Origin of the sequence: Bradyrhizobium sp. LB11.1 (assembly GCF_040549385.1) — a bacterium.
Taxonomy (GTDB): Bacteria; Pseudomonadota; Alphaproteobacteria; order Rhizobiales; family Xanthobacteraceae; genus Bradyrhizobium.
Genome location: NZ_JBEPTH010000023.1, coordinates 1 through 24,550, shown reverse-complemented (window position 1 = coordinate 24,550; position 24,550 = coordinate 1). Strand labels below are relative to the sequence as shown.

General features: G+C 63.5%; 21 protein-coding genes and 1 pseudogene. 8 read left to right on the top strand and 14 right to left on the bottom strand.

Annotated features, from left to right (window positions below):
• The first annotated feature begins 255 nt into the window (after positions 1-255).
• The 3 genes from ABIA96_RS34065 (at position 256) to ABIA96_RS34055 (ending at position 4,301) form a co-directional block, all read left to right on the top strand.
• The gene (locus tag ABIA96_RS34065; RefSeq protein WP_354141296.1) at positions 256-1,983 is read left to right on the top strand and encodes a hypothetical protein; all 1,728 of its coding nucleotides are present in this window, start codon (positions 256-258) and stop codon (positions 1,981-1,983) included.
• A gap of 239 nt (positions 1,984-2,222) precedes the next feature.
• Complete coding sequence (locus ABIA96_RS34060) at positions 2,223-2,948, top strand: thermonuclease family protein (protein ID WP_354141295.1); 726 nt, start codon at positions 2,223-2,225, stop codon at positions 2,946-2,948.
• Between the two features lie 165 nt (positions 2,949-3,113).
• On the top strand, positions 3,114-4,301 hold the full coding sequence (locus tag ABIA96_RS34055) for a pyridoxal-phosphate-dependent aminotransferase family protein (protein WP_354141294.1): 1,188 nt from the start codon (positions 3,114-3,116) through the stop codon (positions 4,299-4,301).
• Positions 4,302-4,364: 63 nt separating this feature from the next.
• Here ABIA96_RS34055 and ABIA96_RS34050 read toward each other — a convergent pair whose 3' ends face one another.
• Positions 4,365-5,489 carry a hypothetical protein gene (locus tag ABIA96_RS34050; protein WP_354141293.1) on the bottom strand — a complete coding sequence of 375 codons (1,125 nt, stop codon included), beginning with the start codon at positions 5,487-5,489 and terminating at the stop codon, positions 4,365-4,367.
• The gene (locus ABIA96_RS34045) at positions 5,489-6,925 is read right to left on the bottom strand and encodes an MBOAT family O-acyltransferase (RefSeq protein WP_354141292.1); all 1,437 of its coding nucleotides are present in this window, start codon (positions 6,923-6,925) and stop codon (positions 5,489-5,491) included. The genes ABIA96_RS34050 and ABIA96_RS34045 overlap by 1 nt, the downstream gene beginning before the upstream one ends.
• A gap of 319 nt (positions 6,926-7,244) precedes the next feature.
• Here ABIA96_RS34045 and ABIA96_RS34040 point away from each other — a divergent pair, with 319 nt between their 5' ends.
• Positions 7,245-9,344, top strand: a complete 2,100-nt coding sequence (locus tag ABIA96_RS34040; RefSeq protein WP_354141291.1) for a S9 family peptidase — start codon at positions 7,245-7,247, stop codon at positions 9,342-9,344.
• A 158-nt stretch (positions 9,345-9,502) separates the two neighbouring features.
• On the opposite strand, the gene ABIA96_RS34035 is transcribed toward ABIA96_RS34040, so the two are convergent.
• The 6 genes from ABIA96_RS34035 to ABIA96_RS34010 all read right to left on the bottom strand — a co-directional run bounded on the left by ABIA96_RS34035 (position 9,503) and on the right by ABIA96_RS34010 (position 15,901).
• The gene (locus ABIA96_RS34035) at positions 9,503-10,594 is read right to left on the bottom strand and encodes an SMP-30/gluconolactonase/LRE family protein (RefSeq protein ID WP_354141290.1); all 1,092 of its coding nucleotides are present in this window, start codon (positions 10,592-10,594) and stop codon (positions 9,503-9,505) included.
• A 78-nt stretch (positions 10,595-10,672) separates the two neighbouring features.
• The gene (locus ABIA96_RS34030; RefSeq protein WP_354141289.1) at positions 10,673-11,392 is read right to left on the bottom strand and encodes a ribonuclease activity regulator RraA; all 720 of its coding nucleotides are present in this window, start codon (positions 11,390-11,392) and stop codon (positions 10,673-10,675) included.
• A gap of 120 nt (positions 11,393-11,512) precedes the next feature.
• Positions 11,513-13,249, bottom strand: a complete 1,737-nt coding sequence (gene araD / locus ABIA96_RS34025; RefSeq protein WP_354141288.1) for an L-arabinonate dehydratase — start codon at positions 13,247-13,249, stop codon at positions 11,513-11,515.
• Positions 13,246-14,109 (bottom strand): ABC transporter permease, encoded by an 864-nt coding sequence (locus ABIA96_RS34020; protein WP_354141287.1) that lies wholly within the window; start codon positions 14,107-14,109, stop codon positions 13,246-13,248. Before ABIA96_RS34020 ends, araD begins: the two co-directional genes overlap by 4 nt.
• Before the next feature lie 11 nt (positions 14,110-14,120).
• Positions 14,121-14,882, bottom strand: a complete 762-nt coding sequence (locus ABIA96_RS34015; RefSeq protein WP_354141286.1) for an ABC transporter ATP-binding protein — start codon at positions 14,880-14,882, stop codon at positions 14,121-14,123.
• Positions 14,882-15,901: an ABC transporter substrate-binding protein gene (locus ABIA96_RS34010; RefSeq protein WP_354141285.1), complete on the bottom strand. Its 1,020-nt coding sequence runs from the start codon at positions 15,899-15,901 to the stop codon at positions 14,882-14,884. The genes ABIA96_RS34015 and ABIA96_RS34010 overlap by 1 nt, the downstream gene beginning before the upstream one ends.
• 95 nt (positions 15,902-15,996) lie before the next feature.
• Here ABIA96_RS34010 and ABIA96_RS34005 point away from each other — a divergent pair, with 95 nt between their 5' ends.
• The 3 genes from ABIA96_RS34005 to ABIA96_RS33995 all read left to right on the top strand — a co-directional run bounded on the left by ABIA96_RS34005 (position 15,997) and on the right by ABIA96_RS33995 (position 20,748).
• Positions 15,997-16,701, top strand: a complete 705-nt coding sequence (locus tag ABIA96_RS34005; protein ID WP_354141284.1) for a GntR family transcriptional regulator — start codon at positions 15,997-15,999, stop codon at positions 16,699-16,701.
• A 197-nt stretch (positions 16,702-16,898) separates the two neighbouring features.
• On the top strand, positions 16,899-17,186 hold the full coding sequence (locus tag ABIA96_RS34000; protein ID WP_354141283.1) for a hypothetical protein: 288 nt from the start codon (positions 16,899-16,901) through the stop codon (positions 17,184-17,186).
• Positions 17,164-20,748 (top strand): PAS domain S-box protein, encoded by a 3,585-nt coding sequence (locus tag ABIA96_RS33995; protein WP_502918874.1) that lies wholly within the window; start codon positions 17,164-17,166, stop codon positions 20,746-20,748. Before ABIA96_RS34000 ends, ABIA96_RS33995 begins: the two co-directional genes overlap by 23 nt.
• A gap of 198 nt (positions 20,749-20,946) precedes the next feature.
• Here ABIA96_RS33995 and ABIA96_RS33990 read toward each other — a convergent pair whose 3' ends face one another.
• Positions 20,947-21,582, bottom strand: coding sequence for a response regulator transcription factor (locus tag ABIA96_RS33990; protein WP_354141281.1), 636 nt, complete (start codon positions 21,580-21,582; stop codon positions 20,947-20,949).
• A gap of 188 nt (positions 21,583-21,770) precedes the next feature.
• Here ABIA96_RS33990 and ABIA96_RS33985 point away from each other — a divergent pair, with 188 nt between their 5' ends.
• A complete protein-coding gene (locus ABIA96_RS33985) occupies positions 21,771-22,061 on the top strand; it encodes a hypothetical protein (RefSeq protein ID WP_354141280.1) in 291 nt (96 codons plus the stop codon).
• A gap of 55 nt (positions 22,062-22,116) precedes the next feature.
• Here ABIA96_RS33985 and ABIA96_RS33980 read toward each other — a convergent pair whose 3' ends face one another.
• The 5 genes and pseudogenes from ABIA96_RS33980 to ABIA96_RS33960 form a co-directional block, all read right to left on the bottom strand.
• Positions 22,117-22,620: a response regulator gene (locus ABIA96_RS33980; RefSeq protein WP_354141279.1), complete on the bottom strand. Its 504-nt coding sequence runs from the start codon at positions 22,618-22,620 to the stop codon at positions 22,117-22,119.
• Between the two features lie 143 nt (positions 22,621-22,763).
• Positions 22,764-23,081 carry a PilZ domain-containing protein gene (locus tag ABIA96_RS33975; RefSeq protein ID WP_354141278.1) on the bottom strand — a complete coding sequence of 106 codons (318 nt, stop codon included), beginning with the start codon at positions 23,079-23,081 and terminating at the stop codon, positions 22,764-22,766.
• A gap of 2 nt (positions 23,082-23,083) precedes the next feature.
• Positions 23,084-23,968, bottom strand: coding sequence for a CheR family methyltransferase (locus ABIA96_RS33970; protein WP_354141277.1), 885 nt, complete (start codon positions 23,966-23,968; stop codon positions 23,084-23,086).
• 34 nt (positions 23,969-24,002) lie between these two features.
• The gene (locus tag ABIA96_RS33965) at positions 24,003-24,392 is read right to left on the bottom strand and encodes a response regulator (RefSeq protein ID WP_354141276.1); all 390 of its coding nucleotides are present in this window, start codon (positions 24,390-24,392) and stop codon (positions 24,003-24,005) included.
• Positions 24,393-24,427: 35 nt separating this feature from the next.
• Positions 24,428-24,550: pseudogene (locus tag ABIA96_RS33960) on the bottom strand (chemotaxis protein CheW); the annotation flags it as partial.

Genomic DNA, 24,550 nt, shown 5'->3' with positions numbered 1-24,550 from the left:
TCGCCCCCGCGGCAATAGATCGCCCAAAATTTGAACTAACTCACTGAACATATTAGTTAATTCAACGCACCAGATTTCCGTTTCCAGGCCTCCCCGTAGCCTTCCGGGGGTCGATCATGCAGCCTTCGTGCCGGCTTTTTCCGTGACCTCCATCACATTTGTATTTCCTGCGAATCCGGGTAGCTTTTTCAACGACTTGCGGGGGACTGGTCACCGGCCTGGCTCCCGCGAAAGTCCCCCGCGACCAGGTAATTCATGAACTTTCATTATTTCGCAGGTGCCGCGTGCCGGGCGCTGACGGCGCGGAAAGACGGCCCTTCCCTTTATGACGTCTGCGATCCCGTATTGTCGGGCCAAGCCAGCGGCGATCCGCATCTGGCCAAATTCTACAAGACCGCGCTCGGCAATCCCGCATTGCGGGTGCTGCTGCGCCGAGCCGGCCTGCCCGAGCTGCGTGACAATGCGAAGCTGAGCCGGCTGCGCGAGGCTTTGGTCCGCGCCCGCGACGATGTCGAGCCCAACTGGGCTGCGGTCGGTCAACCCGTCGCCGATCTCGTCGACACCATCACGCTCGACCATCCAAAACCGCCGCGAGCCGAGTTCGTCGGCGCGATGCCGGCGCCAGCGCAGATCGACGGCGCGATCCGCGACTGCGCGCAGCATCTGCTCGGCTCGTACCGCAAGAACGGCTTCCTGCCGACCTATGCCGCGTTCAACCTGATCGGCGATCCCGATTTTCGCGGGCGCGAGCTGATCATGGCGCTCACCGGGCTGAATGCGCGCGGCTACAAGAATTCATCGCTGCTGTTCAATCTCGCCCGCGTCTTCATCGCGCACGCGCCGGCGCGCGCCGTGGTCAATCCGCCCTGGCGCGGGATTGCCGAGCCGATGTGGGAGCCGGTGCAGATCCGCCACCGCTCGGCCTATTACGATGCATTCTTCATCGAGGCATTGCTGAGCTATGTCGAGACCGGGCTCGCTGCGCCGGCGGACAAGATCGCCGCCGAGCGCGCCATCGCCGATATGGTCGATTTCTGCGTCAACATCAGTCGCGAAGAGGTCGAGGGCATCGGCGGCCAGCGCTTCAACGTCATCACCGCGCTGGCGCCTCCGCCGCATCCGCGCTTTTCGCGCTATTTCGCCCAGATCAAGCAGGACCTCGGCTTCGGTGTCTATGTGCCGGACTGCGACACCACGGCCTGCTCGATCTCCGCGGCGACGCAGGCCGGCTGTACCGACGAGATCATCGACCAGCCGCTGCTCGATTTCTACGCGAGCTATCAAGTGCATGCCGGCGTCAACGAGCCGCGCGTGACGGTGCCGCTCAACGACAATATCGATTACGAGGGCGGTGTCGCGACCTGGATCGACAATCTCAGGGGTGAGCGACCCTATGGCAACGATCTCGATCCGACGCTCAATCTCGACATTCTCGAGGTGAGCTTTCGCAATCTGGCGCGCTGGAAGGTTCTGGAGACGCCGGCGAGGCTCGCGACCGTACATCGCATCATCGGCTTCCAGAAGCGGTTGGCGGCGAGCGGCGCCTTCGCCAATCCGCGCTCCCACATCTATTATCTGCCGGAGCTCTACAGCGCCTATTTCGGCCGCTGCTATGCGGCCTTCCTGGCGCTGCCGCTGGCAGCGCAGGCCGCGATCGATCCCGACGGTGATTTCGATTTCATCCGCCATCGCGTGCTCTCCTACGTCAAGGGCGAGCTGATGGCCGCCGAGATGAACGTGTTCGACGCGGCGCTGGCGCTGATCGCGCTCGGTCACCTCGGCGCCGACCCGCGCGCCTTTGCACCTGCGCTGAACGTGATCGTCGACGCCCTCGGCGAAGGTGGTCGCCGCGGCCCGTTCCGTGCCTATGAATGGAACAAGATGAAGACCCCGACGCGGATTCTGGTCGGCGGCCCGGAGGTGACGTCGGCGTTCGTGCTGATGGGGCTGGCGGTGGCGAAGCGGGCGATGGCGCGGGGGTGAGGTCGTACCCCGAGCGCAGGTCTCGTAGGGTGGGCAAAGCGGAGCGTGCCCACGCATTTTTCGCGATCGAGAGAGATGGTGGGCACGGCGCGAAGCGCGCGCCTTTGCCCACCCTACGAGATCTGTGTCATGCAATGACGGGAAGTTGAAGGCCTCTCCGTTAGGCATATGCTGGCCGGGAGGCCCAAAGCCGACCACAATTGCGGGCTCTATCGAGATTTCTTCAGACGCGGACCGGCATGTTGCGAAAATTCCTGATTGCGCTGTCTTTGCTCAGCTTGCCCTCGCTGGCGCAGGCGGCTGACGTCACCGGCACCGCAAAGGTCCGTGATGGCGATTCCGTGCTGATCGGCAGCACACGGGTCCGGCTCGGCGGCATCGACGCGCCCTCGGTCGACCAGCTCTGCCTCAACACCAAGAGCGAGCGCTGGACCTGCGGCATCGCCGCGCGCGACGAACTCGCCAAACACGTAGAGGGCAAGAGCTGGGTCTGCCATGCCCGCTCGATCGACCGGCGCGGCCGCACGGTGGCGCGCTGCGAGGTCGGCGGCGAGGACATCCAGAAATGGCTGGTGCGCAGCGGCTGGGCGCTGGCGTACACCCGCATGTCCCACGACTATGATGCGGACGAGGCTGCCGCGCGTGATGCCAAGGCCGGCATGTGGCAGGGCGCCTTCATCGCGCCCTGGGACTGGCGCGTGCGCAACAAGAAGACGACGATCCTGGGCGCCACCAAGCCGCCCGAAGGGGCCCATTCGGTGCTGCTCGCCTCGGCCTCCGGGCCGGTCGCGCCCTCGCCGGACTGCACCATCAAGGGCAACGTCAACACCGCCGGCGAGTGCATCTACCACACCCCGACCAGCCGCTGGTACAAGCAGATCAAGATGAAGATCAGCAAGGGCACCCGCTGGTTCTGCTCGGTCGAGGAGGCGGAAGCCGCCGGCTGCCGCGAGACCAAGCGATAGGGCATGGTCCGGAAAAGTGAGAAGCGGTTCTCCGGCAAGATCATGCTCAAAACAAAAAAGCAGCCCCAGACCTGCATTTTACGTGCTTTTCTCAGGCCGTCCCGCCGCGTAAAAGCATGAATCAGCGACCCACCAGACAGTCTTTACGACACAAGGAAGATAGCAATGACCGTTCGCGCGGGCCGGGAATTTCTGGCCATCCCCGGGCCCACCAATATGCCCGACGCGGTGCTGCAGGCGATGCATCGTCCGGCGATCGACATCTACTCCAAGGAGATGCTCGACCTGACTGAGAGCCTGCTCCGCGACATCTCTGGTCTGTTCGCGACCAAGGGCAAGTCCTACATCTACATCGCCAACGGTCACGGCGCCTGGGAAGCCGCGCTGAGCAACGTGCTGTCGCGCGGCGACAAGGTGCTGGTGCTGGAAAGCGGACGGTTCGCGATCGGCTGGGGCAACGCGGCGTCGCTGATGGGCGCCGAGGTCGAGGTGCTCAAGGGCGACTGGCGCCGTGCGGTGCGGCCGCACGAGGTCGAGGAGCGATTGCGCCGCGACACCGAGCACAAGATCAAGGCCGTGGTCGTCGTCCAGATCGATACGGCCTCGGGCGTGCAGAACGACATCGAGGCGATCGGCAAGGCGATCAAGGCGGCCGGCCATCCCGCGCTGTACATGGTCGACACCGTGGCCTCGCTCGGCTGCATGCCGTTCGAGATGGACAAATGGGGCGTCGACATCGCCATGTCCGGCTCGCAGAAGGGCCTGATGACGCCGCCCGGTCTTGGCTTCGTGTCTGCCAGCGCACGCGCGCAGGAAGCGCACAGACGCGCCAACATGACGACGCCCTATTGGAGCTGGAGCGAACGCGAGGGCACCGAGAACTATCGCAAATATGCCGGCACCGCGCCGGTGCATCTGCTGTTCGCGCTGCGCCAGGCGATCGACCTTATTCACGAGGAAGGCCTGGAGAATGCGTTCCGTCGTCACAGCCTGCTCGCCGAAGCCACGCGACGCGCGGTCGGCGCATGGACCGAGGGCCAGGTTCTCGGCTTCAACGTCGCAGAAGCCCATGAGCGCTCAAACACCGTGACCACGGTGACCATGGCCACCGGCCATGATCCCGCAGTGCTGCAGCGCTATTGCAAGGAGAAGTGCGGCGTGGTGCTCGGCACTGGCATCGGCGATCTCTCCGGCCAGGCCTTCCGCATCGCCCATATGGGCCATGTCAATGCACCGATGCTGCTCGGCACCCTCGGCGTCATCGAGGTCGGCCTCAACGCGCTGAAGATCCCGCACGGCAAGGGCGGGCTCGAGGCGGCGGTGGCGTATCTCGGCGAGCAGGTGGCGGTGTAGGCGACTTACTTCCTTCTCCCCTTGTGGGAGAAGGTGGCGCGAAGCGCCGGATGAGGGGTTGCCTCAGCGCATTCGTCCAAGAGTGGAAAGCGCGGAGCGATACGCTTCGACCTGCGCCTTCAGCTCGTTCAACGACGCGACCGGGTTCTTCGGGTCAACCCGATACTCTCCGGTCGCCAGCCAATGCAACACCTTCGCATCCACCAGCGGCGAATGGTGGATGACATCGCCGTAATTGCCGAGATCGTGCGTCACCGCCTTGATCGCGCGAAAATCGTGAAGGCGGGCATTGGGAAGCTGCGTCAGGCGCCGCGCAATGACTGCAGTGAGATCGGTGACAATCTTCAGCGTCTCCGGCGAGGCATCGCGCATCGCGACGAATTGCAGGATCGAATAAGGCGGGAAGTAGATGTCGAAGGTCACGTCCGGATGGCGCGCGATCAGCCCGAGGGCATCCTGCTCGAAATGCCGGACCATGGCGTCGTAGCCGTAGCCTTCGCCGAGGAAACGGCTGCGCACGGGACTGGTGATATAGACGAAGGAGGCAAGCGTCTTCTCCGCGTTGTAGCCACGCGCAACATCGAAGTCCCGCGGCAACGCATAGATGTCGTCGATATCTGATAGCGCGAACTTGACGGGCAAATACGGCGCCGCTCGCGTCAGCGGCTGCCTCAGCGGCGGAACCGACCGCAGCAGCGCGAACAAGGATTCCTTCGCCATCGCCGCGCTGAACAGATAGGATGCAATGCCCTTGATTGTCCTGCGATAGAGATCGACGGACAGATAGGGATCGGCCTCGATGTCGGCCGCATCGACAAAGATAAAATCGTCCATTTCCCAGATGACGCGCCGGGCGCCGTGGTCGATTGCCTGCTCGAGCACGAAGCTCTGCTGGCGCGAATTGGATCCGGTCATCGCCAGCTTGAGCGAATGGACGCCGAGCGCACGGTCGATATCGCTCTGCCGGAAGTGGATCGCGAGCGAGGTGCCCATGAAGGCGGTGTCGAATGACTGGCTACGGATCAGCCCGGCGTTCTGCACACGCGTGTCGTCGGAATAGAAGGCGGCAAGGCGCGAAGCGCGAAACAGTTGCAGGGGATCGATGACATAGGTGAGCGCTGCCGCGCCCAGCACGCACGCAAGGCTCGCGAGCAGAAGACGCCTCAGATGTGTGAAGGTGTCGCGCATCAGAACCGAAAATAGATGAATTCGCTGTGGCTCTGGATGCCCAGAACGCCAAACGCGAGCACCAGCGACGCACCATAGAGGACGAGCGGCCGCATGCGGCCCGCCAGCAAGGCCTCGCCGACCCGGCGATTGCCATGATCATATCCCATGATCGCCTGCGTGTTCGGCGCCAGCCACACCAGCGCTGCATAAATTGAGACCAGCACCAAAGCCGCGATCTCCTCGTGACCAAACACGATGTTCGAGGGATCGGCCATGGCGTAGAGAACCCGCAGCGCCCATGCGACGCTCTCGGCGCGGAAGAACACCCAGGCGACGACAACGGCGAGGAAGGTCAGCACGGCCCCGGCGATGCGGACAGGTCTGGCAAGGGCTGACGGGATGTTTGGCACCAGCGCATTGAAGCCGTGATTGACGCAGAGATAGGCGCCGTGCAGCGCACCCCATACCACGAACGTCCAGGCCGCGCCGTGCCAGAGCCCGCCAAGCAGCATCGTGATCAGCAGATTGATATAGCGCAGCACGCGGCCGCGGCGATTGCCGCCGAGCGGGATGTAGAGATAGTCGCGCAGGAATTGCGACAGCGTCATGTGCCAGCGGCGCCAGAACTCGACGATGCTGGCAGCCTTGTAGGGCGAGTTGAAGTTCACAGGCAGGAAGATGCCGAACATCAGCGATATCCCGATCGCCATGTCGGAATAACCGGAGAAGTCGAAATAGAGCTGGAACGTGTAGGCGAGGGCGCCGAGCCAGGCCTGGTCGAAGCTCGGCGAGCGCGCCTCGAAAGCGAGCGCGACCAGCGGCTGGATGCCGTCGGCAAGACAGGTCTTCTTGAACAGGCCGATGGCGAAAATGATCACGCCGCACAGGATCAGATGCGCGTCGGGATGCTTGGTTTCCTTTCGCGCGAATTGCGGGATCATGTCCTTGTGGTGGAGGATCGGTCCTGCGATCAGATGCGGGAAGTAAGTCACGAACAGCGCGTAATGCGGCAGCGCATAGGCCGCGACCTGGCCGCGATACGCATCGACCAGGAAGGCGATCTGGGTGAACGTGTAGAAGGAGATGCCGACCGGCAGCAGGATGTGGACCGCGACATGCGTGCCGGCCAGCGCATTGATGTTCTCGGTGACGAACCCGGCATATTTGAAGATGCCGAGCACGAGGAGATCGCCGGCGACGCCAAGGGCGAGCGCGGCCTTTCGTTGCGATGGGCCGAGCTTCGCCATGATGAGGAGGTGACCGATACCGTAATTGAAGGCGATCGATAGCAACAACAGGGCCACGAACTGCCAGTTGCCGATGGCGTAGAAGGCGAGCGAGGCCAGCGCCAGCCAGATCACCGGCGTCAGGTTGCTGCGCCGCCCCAGCCAATAATAGCCAGCCAGCACGACCGGCATGAACAACAGGATGAACGGGTAGGAATTGAACAGCATCAGGCTGGACCGGCGGCGGGACTATCGCCCCTCAAAGCATACAAGCGGCCGATCAACAACCCGGCGACTTGAAGCAGTCCCCGATGCGGCGGCGCTGGCAATTCGCGGAATCAGGACGATATAAGACGGTGCGCCCTCTCCCTCTCCCCGTTTTTACGGGGAGAGGGTTGGGGTGAGGGGCTTCTCTCCACGGATGAGATCGTAGAGAGACCGGCCCCCCCTCACCCGGAATTTGCTCGCGCAAATTCCGACCTCTCCCCGCAAGCGGGGCGAGGTTAAAAGGGAGCCCGGCGCGACTGAGACAAAGAACGAGGATCGAGTGACCCAGGTCAAAACACCTTCCAAGCCCCCCGTCGCCCCGCGCCGGCCGCATTCCTTTACCCATCACGGCATCACCGTGACCGACGACTATGCCTGGCTGAAGGACCCGAAATGGCAGGACGTGCTGCGCGAACCTGCGGTGCTCGACCCCGACATCCGGAAATATCTCGATGAAGAGAACGGCTACACCGAGAGCCTGCTTGGCCACACCGCAGGCCTGCAGAAGACCCTGGTGCGCGAGATGCGCGGGCGCATCAAGGAGGACGATTCCAGCGTGCCGTCGCCGGATGGTGCCTTCGCTTATTTCCGCAAGTTCCGCGAGGGCGGCCAGCATGAATTGTTCGGCCGCATGCCGCGCGACGGCGGCGAGGGCCATATCGTGCTCGATGGCGACGCACTCGCCAAGGACCACAAATATTTCAAGTTCGGGGGCAGCCGCCATTCCGACGATCACAGACTGCAGGCCTGGAGCGCCGACACCAAGGGCTCGGAATATTTCACGATCCGTGTCCGCGACTGGGCTGATGGCAACGACCTCGACGACGTCGTCGAGGAGACCGACGGCAGCGTGGTCTGGAGCAAGGACGCGAAGTCCTTCTTCTATGTGAAGCTCGACGACAATCACCGGCCGATGCAGGTGTGGCGACACAAGCTCGGCACCAGACAGGCCGACGACACGCTCGTTTACGAAGAGCAGGATTCCGGCTGGTTCACCCATCTGCACGAGAGCACCAGCGGCCGCTTCTGCGTGATCGCCGGCGGCGACCACGAGACCAGCGAGCAGCGGCTGATCGATCTCGCCCATCCCGAAGCGCCGCCCCGGCTTGTCGCGGCGCGCGAAGAAGGCGTGCAATATTCGCTCGCCGACCGCGGCGACGAGCTCTTCATCCTCACCAATGCCGACGACGCCATCGACTTCAAGATCGTCACCGCACCACTGTCTTCACCCGAGCGCAAGAACTGGCGCGATCTGATCCCCTATCGTCCCGGCATCTACATCATCGACCTCGATCTCTATGCCGGCCATCTGGTGCGGCTGGAGCGCGCCAACGCGCTGCCGGCGATCGTGATCCGCGAGCTCGCTGGCGGAGAGGAGCACGCCATCGCCTTCGACGAGGCCGCCTATTCGCTGGACACGATGGGCTCCTACGAATTCCAGACGACGAATTTGCGCTTTGCCTATTCGTCGATGACGACGCCGTCGGAAGTCTACGATTACGACATGGTCAAGCGCACGCGTACCTTGCGCAAGCGCCAGGAGATCCCGTCCGGGCACAACGCCGCCGACTATGTCACAACGCGCATCATGGCGAAGGCGAAGGACGGTGCCGAGGTGCCGGTTTCGATCCTTTATCGCCGCGGGCTCAAACTCGACGGCGCGGCGCCCCTGCTGCTCTATGGCTACGGCTCCTACGGCATGGCGATGCCGGCCTCGTTCAGCGCCAACCGGCTGTCGCTGGTCGATCGCGGCTTTGTTTATGCCATCGCCCATATCCGCGGCGGCGCCGACAAGGGCTGGGGCTGGTATCTCGACGGCAAGCGCGAGAAGAAGACGAATTCGTTCGACGATTTTTCCGCCAGCGCCCGCGCGCTGATCGATGCGAAATACACCGGCGCAAAGCGCATCATCGGCCATGGCGGCTCGGCCGGCGGCATGTTGATGGGCGCGGTGGCGAACCGCGCCGGCGAATTGTTCGCGGGTATCGTCGCCGAAGTGCCGTTCGTCGATGTGCTCAACACCATGCTCGACGACACGCTGCCGCTGACGCCGCCGGAATGGCCGGAATGGGGCAACCCGATCGAGAGCGAAAAGGATTTTCGCACTATCCTGTCCTACTCGCCCTACGACAATGTCGCAGCAAAGGACTATCCGGCGATCCTGGCGATGGGCGGCTTGACCGATCCGCGCGTCACCTATTGGGAGCCCGCCAAATGGATCGCCCGCCTGCGCGCGACCATGACGGGCGGCGGTCCTGTCTTGTTGCGCACCAACATGGGCGCCGGCCACGGCGGCGCCTCGGGACGGTTTGACCGGCTTGATGAGGTCGCGATCGTCTATGCGTTCGCGCTGTGGGCGGCGGGGATGGCGGAGGCTTAGCGTCGACAGCTCTGTAGGGTGGGCAAAGGCGCGTCGCGCCGTGCCCACCATCTCTCAATCATTATGACGAGGTGGGCACGCTTCCGCCTTCGCTCTTCAAGCTACGGCCGACAAGCCGCTTTGCCCACCCTACGGCACCTTTGCCCGTCACTTCTGTCTCACACCGCACCGTGCGCCTCGACATAGAGCGCGTAGATCGAGTGACAGCTCGCCATATAGAGGCGGTTGTTCTTCGGTCCGCCGAAGCAGAGATTTTCGCAGCGTTCGGGCAGCTTGATGAAGGCGAGCGGCTTGCCTTCGGGGCTGAACACCATGACGCCGTCGAGATCCTCCGGCTTGCCCTTGAGCTGGTAGACCTTGCGGCCGCCGACATCGCTGGGCTCGGACTGCAACGCACCGTTCGAGCCCCAGCCGCACCAGAGATTGCCGTCGCGGTCGACGCGAAAGCCGTCGAGCGAACCCTGGTCGGCGGCGTCGATCAGCTTGGTCTTGCCGCTTAAGGCACCATCGTTGTCGACATCGTAGCTCCAGATGCTGCGATTGGGCGTGCCCTTCCATTCGACGATGTAGAGCTTCTTCTCGTCCGGCGAGAAGGCGATGCCGTTCGGATTGACGAGATCGGTGAGAACAGCGGTGAGCTTGCCGTCCTTGGCGATGCGGTAGACGTTGGTGGTGGCCTGCTCGGGCTTCTCCTTCTTGCCCTCCCACTCGCCGCCGATGCCGAAGGTAGGATCTGTGAACCAGATGCTGTCGTCGGACTTCACCACGATGTCATTCGGCGCGTTCAGCCGCTTGCCCTCGAACTTGTCGGCGAGCACGGTGATCTTGCCGTCCTTCTCGGTGCGGGTGATGCGGCGCGTGACCGAGTGCTCGCAGGTGACGAGACGGCCCTGACGGTCGCGCGCATTGCCGTTGGCGTAATTGGCGTTGGCGCGGAACAAGCTGGTCTGCCCGGTCTTCTCGTCGAACTTCATGATCCGGTTGTTGGGAATGTCGGAAAACAGGAGATAGCCGCCTTCCGGGAAATAGACCGGACCTTCCGCCCAGCGCAGGCCGGTCGCGACCTGCTCGAGCGTCGAGGAATAGAGCCGGTATTTTGCAAAGCTCGGATCGAGGATCTGGACGGCGGGGTCCGGATAGCGCTGGGCGGGCGTGAACGGAAACGACTGGGCGCCGGCCGCGCGGGCGAGAAGCATGGAAGCCGCCGCTGCGCCAGCGCCGGACATGAGATTGCGTCGCGTGAAAGTCATTGAAGTCCTCCCTGCCTTATAAAGGGCCGGCACTTCATGTCGCCGGCCTGTTTCTTGAAGTGGTTGTGATGCGTGGCCTTACCGGCCATTCCTCTTTCGCCATTCCGCGAAGTCGGTGAGCGTCTGCGGATCGGTCGCTGGATAGAGACCGAAGATACCGCGGCCTCGGCCTACCTCCTCGGTGACGAAATCCTCGAAAGCCGTCATCTCAAAAGTTTCATTGGCGATCTCATCCGCGATATGCGCGGGGATCACGATGACGCCGTCGGCATCACCCAGAATGACGTCGCCGGGAAACACCGGCGCATCGCCGCAGCCGATGGGAACATTGATCTCGATCGCCTGGTGCAGCGTCAGGTTGGTCGGCGCGCTCGGGCGATGGTGATAGGCGGGGATGCCGAGCTTCGCGATCTCCGCGGAGTCGCGAAAGCCGCCGTCGGTGACGACACCTGCGACGCCGCGCTTCATCAGCCGCGTCACCAGGATCGCGCCGGCCGAGGCCGCGCGCGCGTCCTTGCGGCTGTCCATCACCAGCACGCTGCCTGCCGGACAATCCTCGACCGCCCTGCGCTGCGGATGGGAACGGTCCTTGAACACGTCGATGGTGTTGAGATCCTCACGCGCGGGCATGTAGCGCAGCGTGAAGGCCTCGCCGACCATGGTCGGCTGCTCAGCGCCGAGCCGATGCACATCCTGGATCATCTGGATGCGCAGGCCGCGCTTGAACAGTGCGGTGGCGACGGTCGCGGTGGAGACGGATTTGAGCTTGGTGCGGGTGGCTTCGGACAGTTTTGACATTGTGTTCTCTCTCGTCATTCCGGGGCGCGCGTAGCGCGAACCCGGAATCCATTGGGCCGCAAGCGCTGTGGTGAAATGGGTTCCGGGTTCGATGCTGCGCATCGCCCCGGAACGACACTGTTAGTAAATCGACGGCTCGCCGATCGGCGCGCCGAAATCGGCCTCGAGGAAGTCGAAGTCGCAGCCGTCATTGGCCTGCTTGATGTGCTTGGTGAACATCCAGCCATAGCCGCGTCCGAAGCGGCGCTCGGGCTGTTTCCAGGCTGCGCGGCGCTTGTCGAGCTCGGCCTCCGATACCTCGAGATTGATGGTGCGCGCGGCGACGTCGAGCGTGATGCGGTCACCATTCTGCACCAGCGCCAGCGGGCCGCCGATATAGGACTCGGGTGAAACGTGCAGGATGCAGGCGCCGTAGCTGGTGCCGCTCATGCGCGCATCCGAGATACGCACCATGTCGCGCACGCCCTGCTTCACGAGCTTGGTCGGGATCGGCAGCATGCCCCATTCCGGCATGCCCGGTCCGCCCTGCGGGCCTGCATTGCGCAGGATGAGAATGTGATCCTCGGTGACGTCAAGATTGGGATCGTCAACCGCTTTCTTCATCGACGGATAGTCGTCGAACACCAGCGCTGGCCCGGTGTGCTTGAGAAAGCGCGGCGCGCAGGCGGAGGGCTTGATGACGCAGCCGTCGGGCGCGAGATTGCCCTTGAGCACGGCAAGCGCGCCTTCCTTGTAGATGGGATTGTCCACGCCGCGGATGACATCGGCATTGTGCACCTCGGCGCCGTCGATGTTCTCGCCGAGGGTTTTCCCGGTCACCGTGATGCAGTCGAGATGCAGATGCGGCTTGATCTGGCCCATCAGCGCCGGCAGGCCGCCGGCATAGAAGAAGTCCTCCATCAGGTAGGCATCGCCGCTCGGACGGACATTGGCGATCACGGGCACCTTGCGGCTGGCGATCTCGAAATCGTCGAGGCCGATGTCCTGACCGGCGCGGCGGGCCTGCGCGATCAGATGAATGATCGCATTGGTCGAGCAGCCCATCGCCATCGCCACCGCGATCGCGTTCTCGAAAGCCTTGCGGGTCTGGATCGTCTTCGGCGTCAAATCTTCCCACACCATCTCGACGATGCGGCGGCCGCATTCAGAGGCCATGCGGATGTGGTTGGCATCCGCGGCCGGAATCGAGGAAGCGCCCGGCAGCGTCATGCCGATCGCTTCCGCGATCGCGATCATGGTCGAAGCTGTGCCCATGGTCATGCAAGTGCCGTAGCTGCGCGCGATGCCGGCTTCGATGTCGAGCCAGTCCTTGTCGGATATCTTGCCGGCGCGCCGCTCGTCCCAATATTTCCAGCCGTCCGAGCCGGAGCCGAGCGTCTTGCCCTTCCAGTTGCCGCGCAGCATCGGGCCGGCCGGCAGATAGATCGCCGGAATATTCATCGAGGTCGCACCCAGGAGCAGCGCCGGCGTGGTCTTGTCGCAGCCGCCCATCAACACCACGCCATCGACGGGATGGCTGCGCAGCAGCTCCTCGGCTTCCATCGCAAGCAGATTGCGATAGAGCATGGTGGTCGGCTTCAGCAGCGATTCCGAGAGCGAGAGCGCGGGCAATTCCACCGGCAGGCCGCCGGCCATCAGGATACCGCGCTTGACGTCGTCGACGCGCGACTTGAAGTGCATGTGGCAGGGCTGCGCGTCCGACCAGGTATTGAGGATCGCGATGATCGGACGGTCCTTCCACTCCTCAGGGGCATAACCCATCTGCATGGCGCGGGAGCGGTGGCCGAACGAGCGGAGATCGTCGGGTGCGAACCAGCGCGCGCTGCGGAGCTGGTCGGGTGTTTTCTTCTTGGTCATGACTGGGTGCCCCATTTCTGCACGGTGTTCCGCTCGATGGCGCGGAAGATCAGGTTCTCGACAAAGAGCCCGATGATAATCACCGTCAAGAGGCCCGCGAACACTGCGGGTATGTCGAGCAGGTTACGGTTCTCGAAGATGAACCAGCCGAGGCCGCCCTGCCCCGAGGATACGCCGAACACCAGCTCGGCCGCGATCAGTGTGCGCCACGCAAAGGCCCAGCCGATCTTGAGGCCGGTGAGGATCGAGCCGAAGGCCGCGGGGATGAGGATCCTCGCCACATAAGGCAATCCGCGCAGCCCGTAATTGCGACCGACCATGCGCAGCGTGTTCGACACGCTCTTGAATCCGGAATGGGTGTTGAGCGCGACCGGCCACAGCACCGAATGAATCAGCACGAAAACAAGACTGCCATTGCCGAGGCCGAACCAGATCAGCGCGAGCGGCAACAGCGCGATCGCCGGCAGCGGATTGAACATCGCCGTCACCGTTTCGAGGAAGTCGGTGCCGATGCGGGTGGAGATGGCGAGAACCGTGAAGATCGCGGCCAGCACGATGCCGGCCGAATAGCCCATGAACAGCACCTTCAGCGAGGTCCAGGCTCGCATCGGGATCGTGCCGTCCTTGACGCGATCGTACAGCGTGAGGAGCGTGTCGTGCAGCGTCGGGAACAGCAGGGGACTATCGAGATAGAGGCCGTAGGCTTCCCAGATAGCCGCCAGGAACAGGATGATGACGCTCTTGCGAACAAGGCCATCATTCCACAGCAGCTCGACCACGCTCAGCTTGCGCTCGACCTCACCCGCACCACTGACAGCAGCGACCGGCGCGTCGCGCAGCAAAATTCTTGCTTCGCCCATGAGCGGCTCCCCTAATGCGCCGTGGCTTCGCCGGCGAACAGGAGATCATGGATCTCCTTCTCCAGCCTGCCGGCGCTGCCGTCGTCATTGCTGACTTTGTCGACGTCGACCACCTCGGCCTTGACGCGGCCAGGATGCGGCGACAGCAACAGGATGCGGTTACCGATGCGGATCGCCTCCGCAATCGAATGGGTCACGAACAACACGGTGAATTTGGTCTCGCTCCAGAGCTGGAGCAACTCGTCCTGGCAGGTCCGCCGCGTCAGCGCATCGAGCGCGGCGAACGGCTCGTCCATCAGCAGGATATCAGGCTCCATCGCCATGCCACGCGCGATCGCGACACGCTGCTTCATGCCGCCGGACAGCGTGTGCGGATAGGCGTCGACCACGCGAGTAAGGCCGACCTTCTCGATATAGGACCGCGCCCGCGCTTCCGCGTCCTTGCGCGACAGCTTTCGCGCGGTTAACAGCGGGAACATCACGTTGGCGAGCACGCTCTTCCAGGGCAGCAGTTGATCGAACTCCTGGAAGATCATCATGCGGTCGGCGCCGGGGCCGCGGATCTCGCGGTCAGCGATTGTCATGCGACCTTCACTCGGCGCCATGTATCCGCCGACGGCCTTGAGCAGGGTCGACTTGCCGCAGCCGGACGGTCCGAGCAGCACGAAGCGGTCGGACTTGTCGACGGTAAAGCTCACCCTCTCGGTGGCGGTGACGACGGCGCTGGTGGTCTTGTAGCGCAGCGTCACCCCACTGACGTCGAGCAGCGCCATCAGTTGCCCTTCAAATCGTGCGCGACCGGGAGATAATAATCCGTCCAGGCCTTGGGCTGGGTCTTCAGCGTGCCGGTCTTGTAGAGATGGGCAGCGAACTTCATCGTCCCCTGCGGCTCGAGGTTCCACTCCATCATGCCGGGCTGCTTGAGAAGATCGAGCAGCTCTTCCGCCGAGGTCTTGTCGCCGGTGATCTCCTTGTAGATCTCGACCGCCTGCTTCGTATCGCTGCGGATCAGATCCTGCGCTTCCTTGGTCGCATCGCGCACGGCCTGGATAATTTTCGGATTGGCATCGGCGAATTTCGTCGTGGTGAAGAACTGTGCCTGGCTCAACGGGCCGCCCATCACGTCGGGCGAGTTCAGCACGACATGCGCGCCCGGCACGTTCTTCAATTCAAGGAAAGTGAACGGCGGAATTGAGAAGTGGGTGTGCACCTCGTGCTTGGGATTGGACATCGCCACATAGGCGTCGGGATGACCAAGCTGCACGGTGTTGGCATCGAGCTTCGACCATTGGTCGGCGCCGAAGGCTTCCGCCGCGGCGATCTGAAGCACGATCGCCTGCGTCGAGACTTTCACGGTCGGTACCGCAATTTTGTCGGTTGGGCCAAAATCCTTGATCGACTTGATATTGGCGTCGCGGCTGATCAGCGTCATCGGCTGCGCCGAGGTCGCGACGATACCCTTCACGCCGCCGCGGGTGCGATCCCACAGCAACAGCAGATTGCCCGTGCCGGTGTTGAGAATATCGACGCCGCCCGCGAGCAGTGCATCGGTCTGCGCGCCGCCGCCGGAGAAGGTGACCCATTTGGTGGTGACACCGGGCACGCCGAGCGCGGCCGCGTGCTTCTCGATCAGCTTCTGCTTCTCCATGATGTGGCTCGGCATGTAGAAAATGCCGGGCTGCCGCGACAGGGAGATCTCGGATTTCTGCTGCGCCTGCGCGGACGAAGTCGACAGGACTGCCGCGGCGATCAGGGCGAGGGCCGCACAGCCACGCTGGAATTGCTTGATCATTGTTGTTCGTTTCCTCCGGCCGGCATTGACGCGCGACGAGGCTGATGCACTAATGCATTAGTGCATCAAAGGCAAGTCCGCCGGAGCAGCCCACCATGGAACCAGCCCATCCCGCGCCGCGCGCGGTCGCCCGGCTCGACCGAGCCCGGCAGGCCGCGCCGCAGGTGTTCGAACGGCTGCGCAATGCGATCATCGCGCTGGAATTGCCGCCCGGCGCGCCGCTGTCGCGGGCCGAGCTGGCCGAGCAATTCGGCGTCAGCTCGACGCCGGTGCGCGACGCGCTGATGCGGCTCGAGGAAGAGGGGCTGGTCGACGTATTTCCGCAGCACGCGACCGTGGTCAGCCAGATCGACGTCGATCGCGCGCAACAGGCGCATTTCCTGCGCCAGGCGCTGGAGCTGGAGATCGTCCGGCTTCTTGCCGAGAATCCCGATCCAGCGTTGATCCTTCGTCTTGATCATGCCATCGCACTGCAACAGCAGTTCACGAAGGCCGGCGTGTTCGAGGCCTTCATGGCTGCCGACAATGATTTCCATGCCCAGCTCTATACAGCCGCCGGAAAGCAGGACCTCTGGATGCTGGTGCGGAGCCGCAGCGGACATATCGACCGGCTGCGCCGCTTGCACCTGCCCTCCCCCGGTAAGGCCCAGAACATCGTGCGCCACCACAAGCTGATTACGCGTGCGATCGAAGCGAAAGATGCAGATGCTGCGCAGCAGCATCTGCGCAAGCATCTATCGGGTACGCTGAGCGAGCTGAGCAAGATCCGGGATCACTACCCCGAATACCTCACCGACTAGGCGCGCGGCCCAGCCTCGCAGTCATCTGCACGCAGACGTGCACATAACTCGCAACCCGACGAATGGCCTGGCGACCACGCCTCTCATCGACCGCGAAGTACTTGCAGGCTGGGCGCAATCCGCGCAACAATTTTGCATTTGATGCTTTGATTTGGGGGCAGCCGGGAACACCCGTGCCCGGCCCGGAGGTTTTTGACGTGGCCAACATCCTGATTGTGGATGACGATCCGGCCGTACAGTTGACGATCCGGCTGCTCCTGGAGCGAACCGGTCACCACGTAACGGTCGCCGGCGACGGCCGCTCGATCACGCCGGACGCTTATTCCGAGCCGGACTTCCTGAAGATGGCAACCAAGCTCGGCGCCGTCGCCAGCCTGCAGAAGCCGTTTCGGGCCGACGCGCTGCTGGCTGCGGTCGACCGTTGCCTGACATCGGCGCCATCATCATCCCCGCCGCAACGCGATGCCGGCACCGGCAGCCGATGACGGGGCCATCGATGTCGCATCAAACATTCGGGTCCATTCTCGACGCGCCGCGAAGGGCGACATGACGCTCGCAACCCGGCTGGCCATCGCGATGATTCTGCTGGTCGCGATTGCGGTCTCCGCGGTCGGGTGGCTGAGCCATTACAGTCTGGAACGAGCCTTCCTGCCGCGCGTGATCGCGCGCATCGAGACCCAGTCGGGACTACTCGCCTCCCAGCTCGAAGCCCAGACCAGCGGTGCGCGTGCCGACATCGCGACATTCCGCTCCCTTGCCTCCGTGCGCGGCGTGATCGACGCTCATTTCAACAACGGCATCGATCCGGTCGATCGTTTGGCCGAAAAGACCTGGCGCGAGCGGCTGCTGACGCGTCTCGTTGCCGATGTCGAAGCCAACCCGACTTATGCGAAATTTCGCGTCATCAGCGCCGATGGCACCGAATATCTGCGCGTCGACCGCTCCGGACCGAACGGATCGGTCCGCATCGTTCCCGACGAAACCCTGCAAGCCAAGGACGATCGCTTCTTCTTCCAGGAAGCGATCAAGCTCGCCGAAGGCAAGATCTATGTCTCCCCGGTCGATTTGAACGTCGACAACGGCACGATTCAGATGCCTTACGTGCCGACATTGCGCGTCGCGGGGCCGCTATACGGATCCGATCACCGACTGTTCGGCATCGTCGTCGTCAATGTCGACATGCGCCAGGTGTTCGACCGTATCAGGATCGCGAGCCGGCGCGGCGAGTTCGTCTATGTCGTCGGTCGCAACGGCGACTACATCGTGCACCCGGATCGCACCCGCGAGTTCGGTTCGCAACTGGGGACACCGACACGCTGGCAGGACGACTTCCCCTACTTTGCCAATGTCACCGGATCGACCCAAGGCGCGACGCAAGTCGTGCCGGGCAAGGACGGCAAGCCGAGCGGGACCGCGATCGCGCCTGCGATCCTGGCCGAGGGACAATGGGTCGGCATCATCCGCGTCGTGCCCTACGCCGTGTTCATGGCGCCCGCCGTCATCATCGAGCGCACGAGCCTGACGATCGGCACGATCGCGGTGCTGGTCGCGGCCGCGCTTGCCTTGCTGCTGGCGCGATCGTTGACCTGGCCGATCGGGCGGCTCACCAAAGCAGTCGAGGCGATCGGGCGCGGCAAGTCCGCTGCGATTCCGGTCGAGGCCGGAGGCGAGACCGGCATGCTGGCGCGGGCCTTTGCCCTCATGGTTGAGGAGACCAAGGCCAAGACATCAGCGCTGGAGCACGAAGTCGAGGAGCGGCGGCGCACTGAAGCGGCCCGCGACCAGCTCGCCGTGCGCGAGCGCCTGTTCAGCGCCGCGGTCGAATCTTCCGACGATTCGATCGTGATGCAAACGCTCGACGGCACCATCATCGGCTGGAACGCGGCGGCCGAACGCCTCTACGGCTATTCGGCCGAGGAAGCCGTCGGGCAATCGACATCGATCATCCTTCCACCCGATCGTAACGATGAGCGCAACGATTATCTCGCGCGGATTGCCCGGGGCGAGCGGATCGATCACTTCGAAACCGTGCGCGTGCGGAGGGACGGCAGTCCGGTCGATATTACGGTCAGCCTGTCACCGATCCGGGGCGCCGCGGGCGAGATCATCGGTGCGTCCGGCACGGCGCGCCTCTTGACCGATGCGCGACGGATCGAGCGGGCGCTCCAGCAGACGCTCGAAGAAAGGCGGCAGCTATTTGACGCCTCCGAAGATCTTATCATGATCATGAACTCGCGCGGCCATATCGTTCAGATCAGCCCGAGCAGCGAAGCCGTGCTCGGCTACAAGCCCGAGGAGATGATCGGGAGGAGCGGCGTCGATTTCATTCACCCCGATCACCTCGATCAATCGCGCGAGGAGATGCGCGCGCTCCGGAGCGGCGGCCATCCCAAACTCGCCGACACCCGCTGCTTCCACAAGGACGGCCGCGAAGTCTGGCTGTCCTGGCTCGGCAACTGGTCGGATCAGGCCAGGCGCTTCTTCTTCGTCGGGCGCGACATGACCGAGGCGAGGCACGCCGCCGAGTCCTTGCGTGACAGCGAGCAGCTTGCGCGCAACATCGTCGAGACCGCGCTCGACGCCTTCGTCCAGACCGACGATCGCAGCACCATCCTGAACTGGAGCTCGCGGGCCGAGGAGCTGTTCGGCTGGCAGCGCGACGAGGCGCTCGGCAAGAACGCGGTCGACATGATCGTCGCGGAGAGCGAGCGTGACAGGGTCAAGGACGGCCTCGCCCGTTTCCTCGAATCCGCGGAGGGACAGGCCCTCAACCGCCGCCGCGAGCTCATGGTCCGCCGCCGCGACGGCAAGGAGTTCAAGGCCGAACTGAGCGTCACGGCGCTGCGCCGCCGCGAAGGCATCCTGTTCAACGTGTTCTACCGCGACCTCACTGATAAGGTCGCGTCCGAGGAGCGCGTCCGTCACGCCGAGAAAATGGAGGCTGTGGGCCAGCTCACCGGCGGCGTGGCGCACGATTTCAACAACATCCTCACCGTCATCACTGGAACCATCGAGATCCTGGCCGATGCGGTGGCCCAGGATCCGGGGCTTGCCGCGATCACGAAGATGATCGACGAGGCTGCCGGACGCGGCGCCGAGCTGACCCAGCATCTGCTCGCCTTCGCGCGCAAGCAACCGCTCCAGCCGCGCGAGATCGACATCAATTCGCTGATCATCGACACCGCGAAGCTGTTGCGGCCGACATTGGGCGAGCAGATCCAGATCGAGTCCGTGTTCGAGGACGAGATCTGCGTCGCGGTGGTCGATCCGAACCAGCTCACGACGGCCATCCTCAATCTCGCGCTCAACGCGCGCGACGCGATGCCCGGCGGCGGCAAGCTGATCGTGGAGACGGGCGCCGCCTATCTCGACGAGGTCTATGCAAGCGGCAACGACGTCCGGCCCGGGCATTACGTGCTGATCGCGGTAAGCGATACGGGCACCGGCATTCCTGCCGGCATGCTGCCGCGCGTATTCGACCCCTTCTTCACCTCGAAGGGCCCGGGCAAGGGCACCGGGCTCGGGCTCTCCATGGTCTACGGCTTCATCAAGCAGTCCGCGGGACACATCAAGATCTACAGCGAGGAAAGCCACGGCACCACGATCAAGATGTACCTGCCTCCGGGCAAGAACCCCACGCCCGTCGCCGATGGCGTGTTGCCGGCCTCGATCGAGGGCGGACACGAAACCATCCTCGTGGTCGAGGACGACCGCCTCGTGCGCGACTACGTGCTGGCCCAGCTGCATTCGCTCGGCTACGTCACCCTGCAGGCCGCCAATGCCGCGGAGGCGCTCGCGATCGTCGCCAGCGGCAAGCCGTTCGACCTGCTGTTCACCGACGTGATCATGCCCGGCAAGATGAACGGACGGCAACTCGCCGACGAGGTGCTGAAGAAGCGCCCGGATCTCAGGGTGGTCTACACCTCAGGCTATACCGAGAACGCGATCATCCACCACGGCCGGCTGGATTCGGGCGTGCTGCTGCTGGCAAAGCCCTATCGCAAATCCGATCTGGCGCGGATCATTCGCAAGGCGCTGAGCGTGTGACGCGCCGTAGCCCAGATGGAGCGTAGCGCAATCCGGGATCAGTGTTGGGGTCTGCACCAGCCCTGATTTAGCGGCGTAGCGAGCTTGCGTAGGGTGGGCAAAGGCGCAGTTGCGCCGTGCCCACGATCTCTCACTACATCCCGTGAAATTCGTGGGCACGCTTCGCTTTGCCCACCCTACGGCATCTCGCGTATAGCGCTACGACGCGCGCTGCGCGGCGGTCATCACGATGCGGATCAGATCGGCGGCGTTGCGCGCGCCGAGCTTCTTCATGATGTTGGCGCGGTGATCCTCGATGGTGCGCGGGCTGATGCCGAGGGTACGGCCGGCTTCCTTGTTCGAGGCGCCGGCAGCGAACTGCTCGAGCACCTCGCGCTCCCGCCGGGTCAGCGGCTCGCGTCCGGGGAAATGCAGCGAGCCGAATTTCGGCGATGCGCTCTCCGACTGCCTGCGTGCATAGGCGCCGATCGCCTCGTCCAGCCGGCCGACGATCTCGCTGCCGCGGAATGGCTTTTCGATGAAATCGAGCGCGCCGCTCTTGATGGCGCCCACCGCCATCGCGATGTCGCCCTGCCCGGAAATCATGAAGATCGGGGCCGGATAGTCCTCGCCGTGCAGCTCGTTGAGAATATCGAGGCCAGACTTTCCGGGAATGTGCACGTCGAGCAGGACCGCAGCCGGTGTCCGGCTTCGCGCGACCGAGAGCAGTGCTGCGCCGTCGGCAAAACAGATCACCTCATAGCCCGCCGCCTTCAACACCATCGACAGGGTGTCGCGAACGGCAGGGTCGTCATCGACCACGAAGATCTCACCACGGGAGGTTTGTTCGACCATGTGCCATGTCCATTCGCCACACCGATCGCCAAGTCGATCGTCAAGACCATTCGGCATTCAAGGACTCGCGTCCGCGCCCTAAGGTTATGGCTTTCGGCGCAGATTCGGCCCACCCGCATTTGTACGGGACATGAACTTAACGCACAAGTAGCGGTAAGGTGCCTTATTGCGGGGGACGGAGAATATCCATGTTAAATTACGCCGACACTCCCCCGCTCGCCGCGATGGCTGAAACCGACAGCCGTCAGCTGATCGCAGCCGAACTTCGCTCCCTGGTCGCGCGCATCGACATCAGTATGCGTCTGATCGACGCGGCGATGGAGCCTGACGACGATAGCGCTATCTTGGGTTCCACCGAGATTGTGGTGCTCGACGACGTCTCGCCCCGCTATGCCACAGTGAGCGCCGCCCTCAACGCCTGCCGGGCGGAGCTCGGCCAGGCCCTTCAGAAGCTGTCGGAATCTGGAAATCCAGCGTAAGCCGCAATCAGCGCGGCCGATTTGCCGCAGCCGATTGCATGGCAGTTCCGCGCCCTCAGGCGCGGTGCCGTTCCACGATCGCATCGGTGGCGACGCCGCCCCAGGTATGGATCGTCGGCAGCCCCATCGCCGTCTTGCCGAGATTGGCGAGGCTGATGCGCAGCGCCGCGAGATCCAACGGCTTTGGCAGGCTCTGAAGCTCGATCCCGACGGAACGGGCGAAGCTGCGGGCGCCGCTGCGACGCTTGCCGTCCATGCCGCTGATCACGATGACCGAGCCTGAGAATTTCGCCGCTGCCATCTCGCGCAGCACATCAATGCCGTCGCCATCCTCCAGCACGAGATCGAGCGTCACGCAGTCGAAGCGCGCGGCGCGCAGCTTTTCGATGGCTTCCGCAACCGACGGTGCAACGGCGACTTCGTGACCGGCCTGCTTGGCGGCAACCGTGATCAGGCTGCGCTGCGTGGCGTCGTCATCGACCACGAGCAGCTGAAGCGCACGCCGCTCGGCGACGTCGGGCAGGTTTGACGGGATGGGGGAGAGAGAGCTTCTTGGCATGGTCGGACCCTGAAAATTGCGACCGGTCGGTGATACACGGCGTACGCTTAGGCCACGTAAAGCCGGCTCTGCGAATTCGTTCGGATGTTTCCAGAAAATGTGAAGCAACGCGTCAGGAAACGGCGGCATAGTGCGCGTGACGGTCACGCCACCGCATCATGGCCGCTGGCTGCGCCGCGCTTCTTGCGGTTCTTGCCGCGCAGGAACTGGATGTCCATCTCGGCCCCGTTGACGCGCACCAGCTCGCAGCGGCGATAGGCAAGGCCTGTGGACGACAGCAGCAGGAAGAACTCCTTCAGGTTCAACCCCTGGATCGAGCCCTCCACCGTGAGGATGGCGTCGGTGTCGGAAATCGCATTGAGGGTACAGTCGCGCCGCCACGTCCCGTCGATGGCCATGATGCAGACATCATAGCCCCGACTGAACGTGACGCGCTCTGCGCCCTTGGCATCCTCGGCCATGCTTATCGTCCTGCTACCGCCGCCATGCGCGGCGGCGCGGCACCGCCGACGGCCGCCGGCTTGGCGGCCGCGACACGCGGATCGTTCGGCTTGTAGAGGCCGCGGCGATCCGCAATCGGCCTGAACGTATCAGTCAGTCCGACCACGGTCTCCGCCGCGCCGAGCACCAGGAAGCCGTCGGGCTCGATCTGGCGGGCAAGGCGATTGAAGATGTTGATCTTGGTTTCCTGATCGAAATAGATCAGCACGTTGCGGCAGAAGATGACGTCGAACGTGCCGAGGCTGGAGAAATCCTGCAGCAGATTGAGCTGCCGATGCTGGATCATCGCCCGCAGATCGGGATTGACTTGCCAGGTCTCGCCGGTCTGCTTGAAATATTTCATCAACATCTGGATCGGCAGACCGCGCTGCACCTCGAACTGGCTGTAGATGCCGGCCTTGGCCTTCTCCAGCACTTCCTGCGAAAGGTCGGTCGCGATGATCTCGACGCGCCAGCCAGTCAGGGCCGCGCCCATCTCCTTCAGAGTCATCGCAAGCGAATAGGGCTCCTGCCCGGTCGAGCCTGCGGCGCACCAGATCCGCACGCTGCGGCGGCTGGCACGGGCCTTGAGGATTTCCGGCATGATGGTGTCGCGGAAATGATCGAACGGAACCTTGTCGCGGAAGAAGAAGGTCTCGTTCGTGGTCATGGCTTCGACCACGCTGGTGATGAGCGCGATCGAGCCGCCTTGCAGCTTCTGCACGAGCTCGGTGATACCGGAGAGCCCGGCCTTGCGCGCCAGCGGCAGCAGGCGGCTTTCGATCAGATATTGCTTGTCGGCGGACAGATCGAGACCGGAGCGCTCTTTCAGCAACTTACGCAGATACTCGTAGTCGGGCGGATTCACAGGATACCTCTTGACGCTACTAGCAGGTGTGTTTTCAGACCGCTGTTTCTTCTTCACGCGCGACCAGCCCGACCTCTTGGAACTTCGCCAACACGATTTCCTTGTCGAACGGCTTCATGATGTACTCGTTGGCACCGCCGCCCATAGCCTTCGTGATGTGGTCGATGCCGTTCTCGGTGGTGCAGAACACGACCTTGGGCTCTTCGCCGCCCGGCATGCGGCGCAGCGTACCCAGGAACTGGAAGCCGTCCATGACGGGCATGTTCCAGTCAAGCAGGATGGCTTCCGGCATGGCCTTCTTGCAATGGACCAGCGCCTCGACGCCGTCTTCGGCTTCAATGACGTGAAAGCCCAGCGCTTCGACAATGCGACGGGCGACCTTGCGAACGATGCTGGAATCGTCAACCACCAAACAGGTCTTCATCTTGGTTCTCCGGCTAAAATGTCTTTCGTGAAGGTTCAGGCCGCCATCATCTCGGGCGCGAGGTCGAGGACGCGATCGACGTCGAGGACGACCATGAGCTGACCTTCGAGACGGTGGACGCCGCCGGCGAGCTTGGCCATGCGAGGGTCGAGGTTGAC

Bases quoted from the DNA above. Each gene is read 5' to 3' on its own strand.
- ABIA96_RS33990 (WP_354141281.1), bottom strand. From the start codon at position 21,582: ATGGTCGAACAAACCTCCCGTGGTGAGATCTTCGTGGTCGATGACGAC.
- araD (WP_354141288.1), bottom strand. From the start codon at position 13,249: ATGACCAAGAAGAAAACACCCGACCAGCTCCGCAGCGCGCGCTGGTTC.
- ABIA96_RS34010 (WP_354141285.1), bottom strand. From the start codon at position 15,901: ATGATCAAGCAATTCCAGCGTGGCTGTGCGGCCCTCGCCCTGATCGCC.
- ABIA96_RS34055 (WP_354141294.1), top strand. From the start codon at position 3,114: ATGACCGTTCGCGCGGGCCGGGAATTTCTGGCCATCCCCGGGCCCACC.
- ABIA96_RS33995 (WP_502918874.1), top strand. From the start codon at position 17,164: ATGCCGGCACCGGCAGCCGATGACGGGGCCATCGATGTCGCATCAAAC.
- ABIA96_RS33980 (WP_354141279.1), bottom strand. From the start codon at position 22,620: ATGCCAAGAAGCTCTCTCTCCCCCATCCCGTCAAACCTGCCCGACGTC.
- ABIA96_RS34015 (WP_354141286.1), bottom strand. From the start codon at position 14,882: ATGGCGCTGCTCGACGTCAGTGGGGTGACGCTGCGCTACAAGACCACC.
- ABIA96_RS33985 (WP_354141280.1), top strand. From the start codon at position 21,771: ATGTTAAATTACGCCGACACTCCCCCGCTCGCCGCGATGGCTGAAACC.
- ABIA96_RS34030 (WP_354141289.1), bottom strand. From the start codon at position 11,392: ATGTCAAAACTGTCCGAAGCCACCCGCACCAAGCTCAAATCCGTCTCC.
- ABIA96_RS34020 (WP_354141287.1), bottom strand. From the start codon at position 14,109: ATGGGCGAAGCAAGAATTTTGCTGCGCGACGCGCCGGTCGCTGCTGTC.
- ABIA96_RS33965 (WP_354141276.1), bottom strand. From the start codon at position 24,392: ATGAAGACCTGTTTGGTGGTTGACGATTCCAGCATCGTTCGCAAGGTC.
- ABIA96_RS34060 (WP_354141295.1), top strand. From the start codon at position 2,223: ATGTTGCGAAAATTCCTGATTGCGCTGTCTTTGCTCAGCTTGCCCTCG.
- ABIA96_RS34045 (WP_354141292.1), bottom strand. From the start codon at position 6,925: ATGCTGTTCAATTCCTACCCGTTCATCCTGTTGTTCATGCCGGTCGTG.
- ABIA96_RS34035 (WP_354141290.1), bottom strand. From the start codon at position 10,594: ATGACTTTCACGCGACGCAATCTCATGTCCGGCGCTGGCGCAGCGGCG.
- ABIA96_RS33975 (WP_354141278.1), bottom strand. From the start codon at position 23,081: ATGGCCGAGGATGCCAAGGGCGCAGAGCGCGTCACGTTCAGTCGGGGC.
- ABIA96_RS34065 (WP_354141296.1), top strand. From the start codon at position 256: ATGAACTTTCATTATTTCGCAGGTGCCGCGTGCCGGGCGCTGACGGCG.
- ABIA96_RS34005 (WP_354141284.1), top strand. From the start codon at position 15,997: ATGGAACCAGCCCATCCCGCGCCGCGCGCGGTCGCCCGGCTCGACCGA.
- ABIA96_RS34050 (WP_354141293.1), bottom strand. From the start codon at position 5,489: ATGCGCGACACCTTCACACATCTGAGGCGTCTTCTGCTCGCGAGCCTT.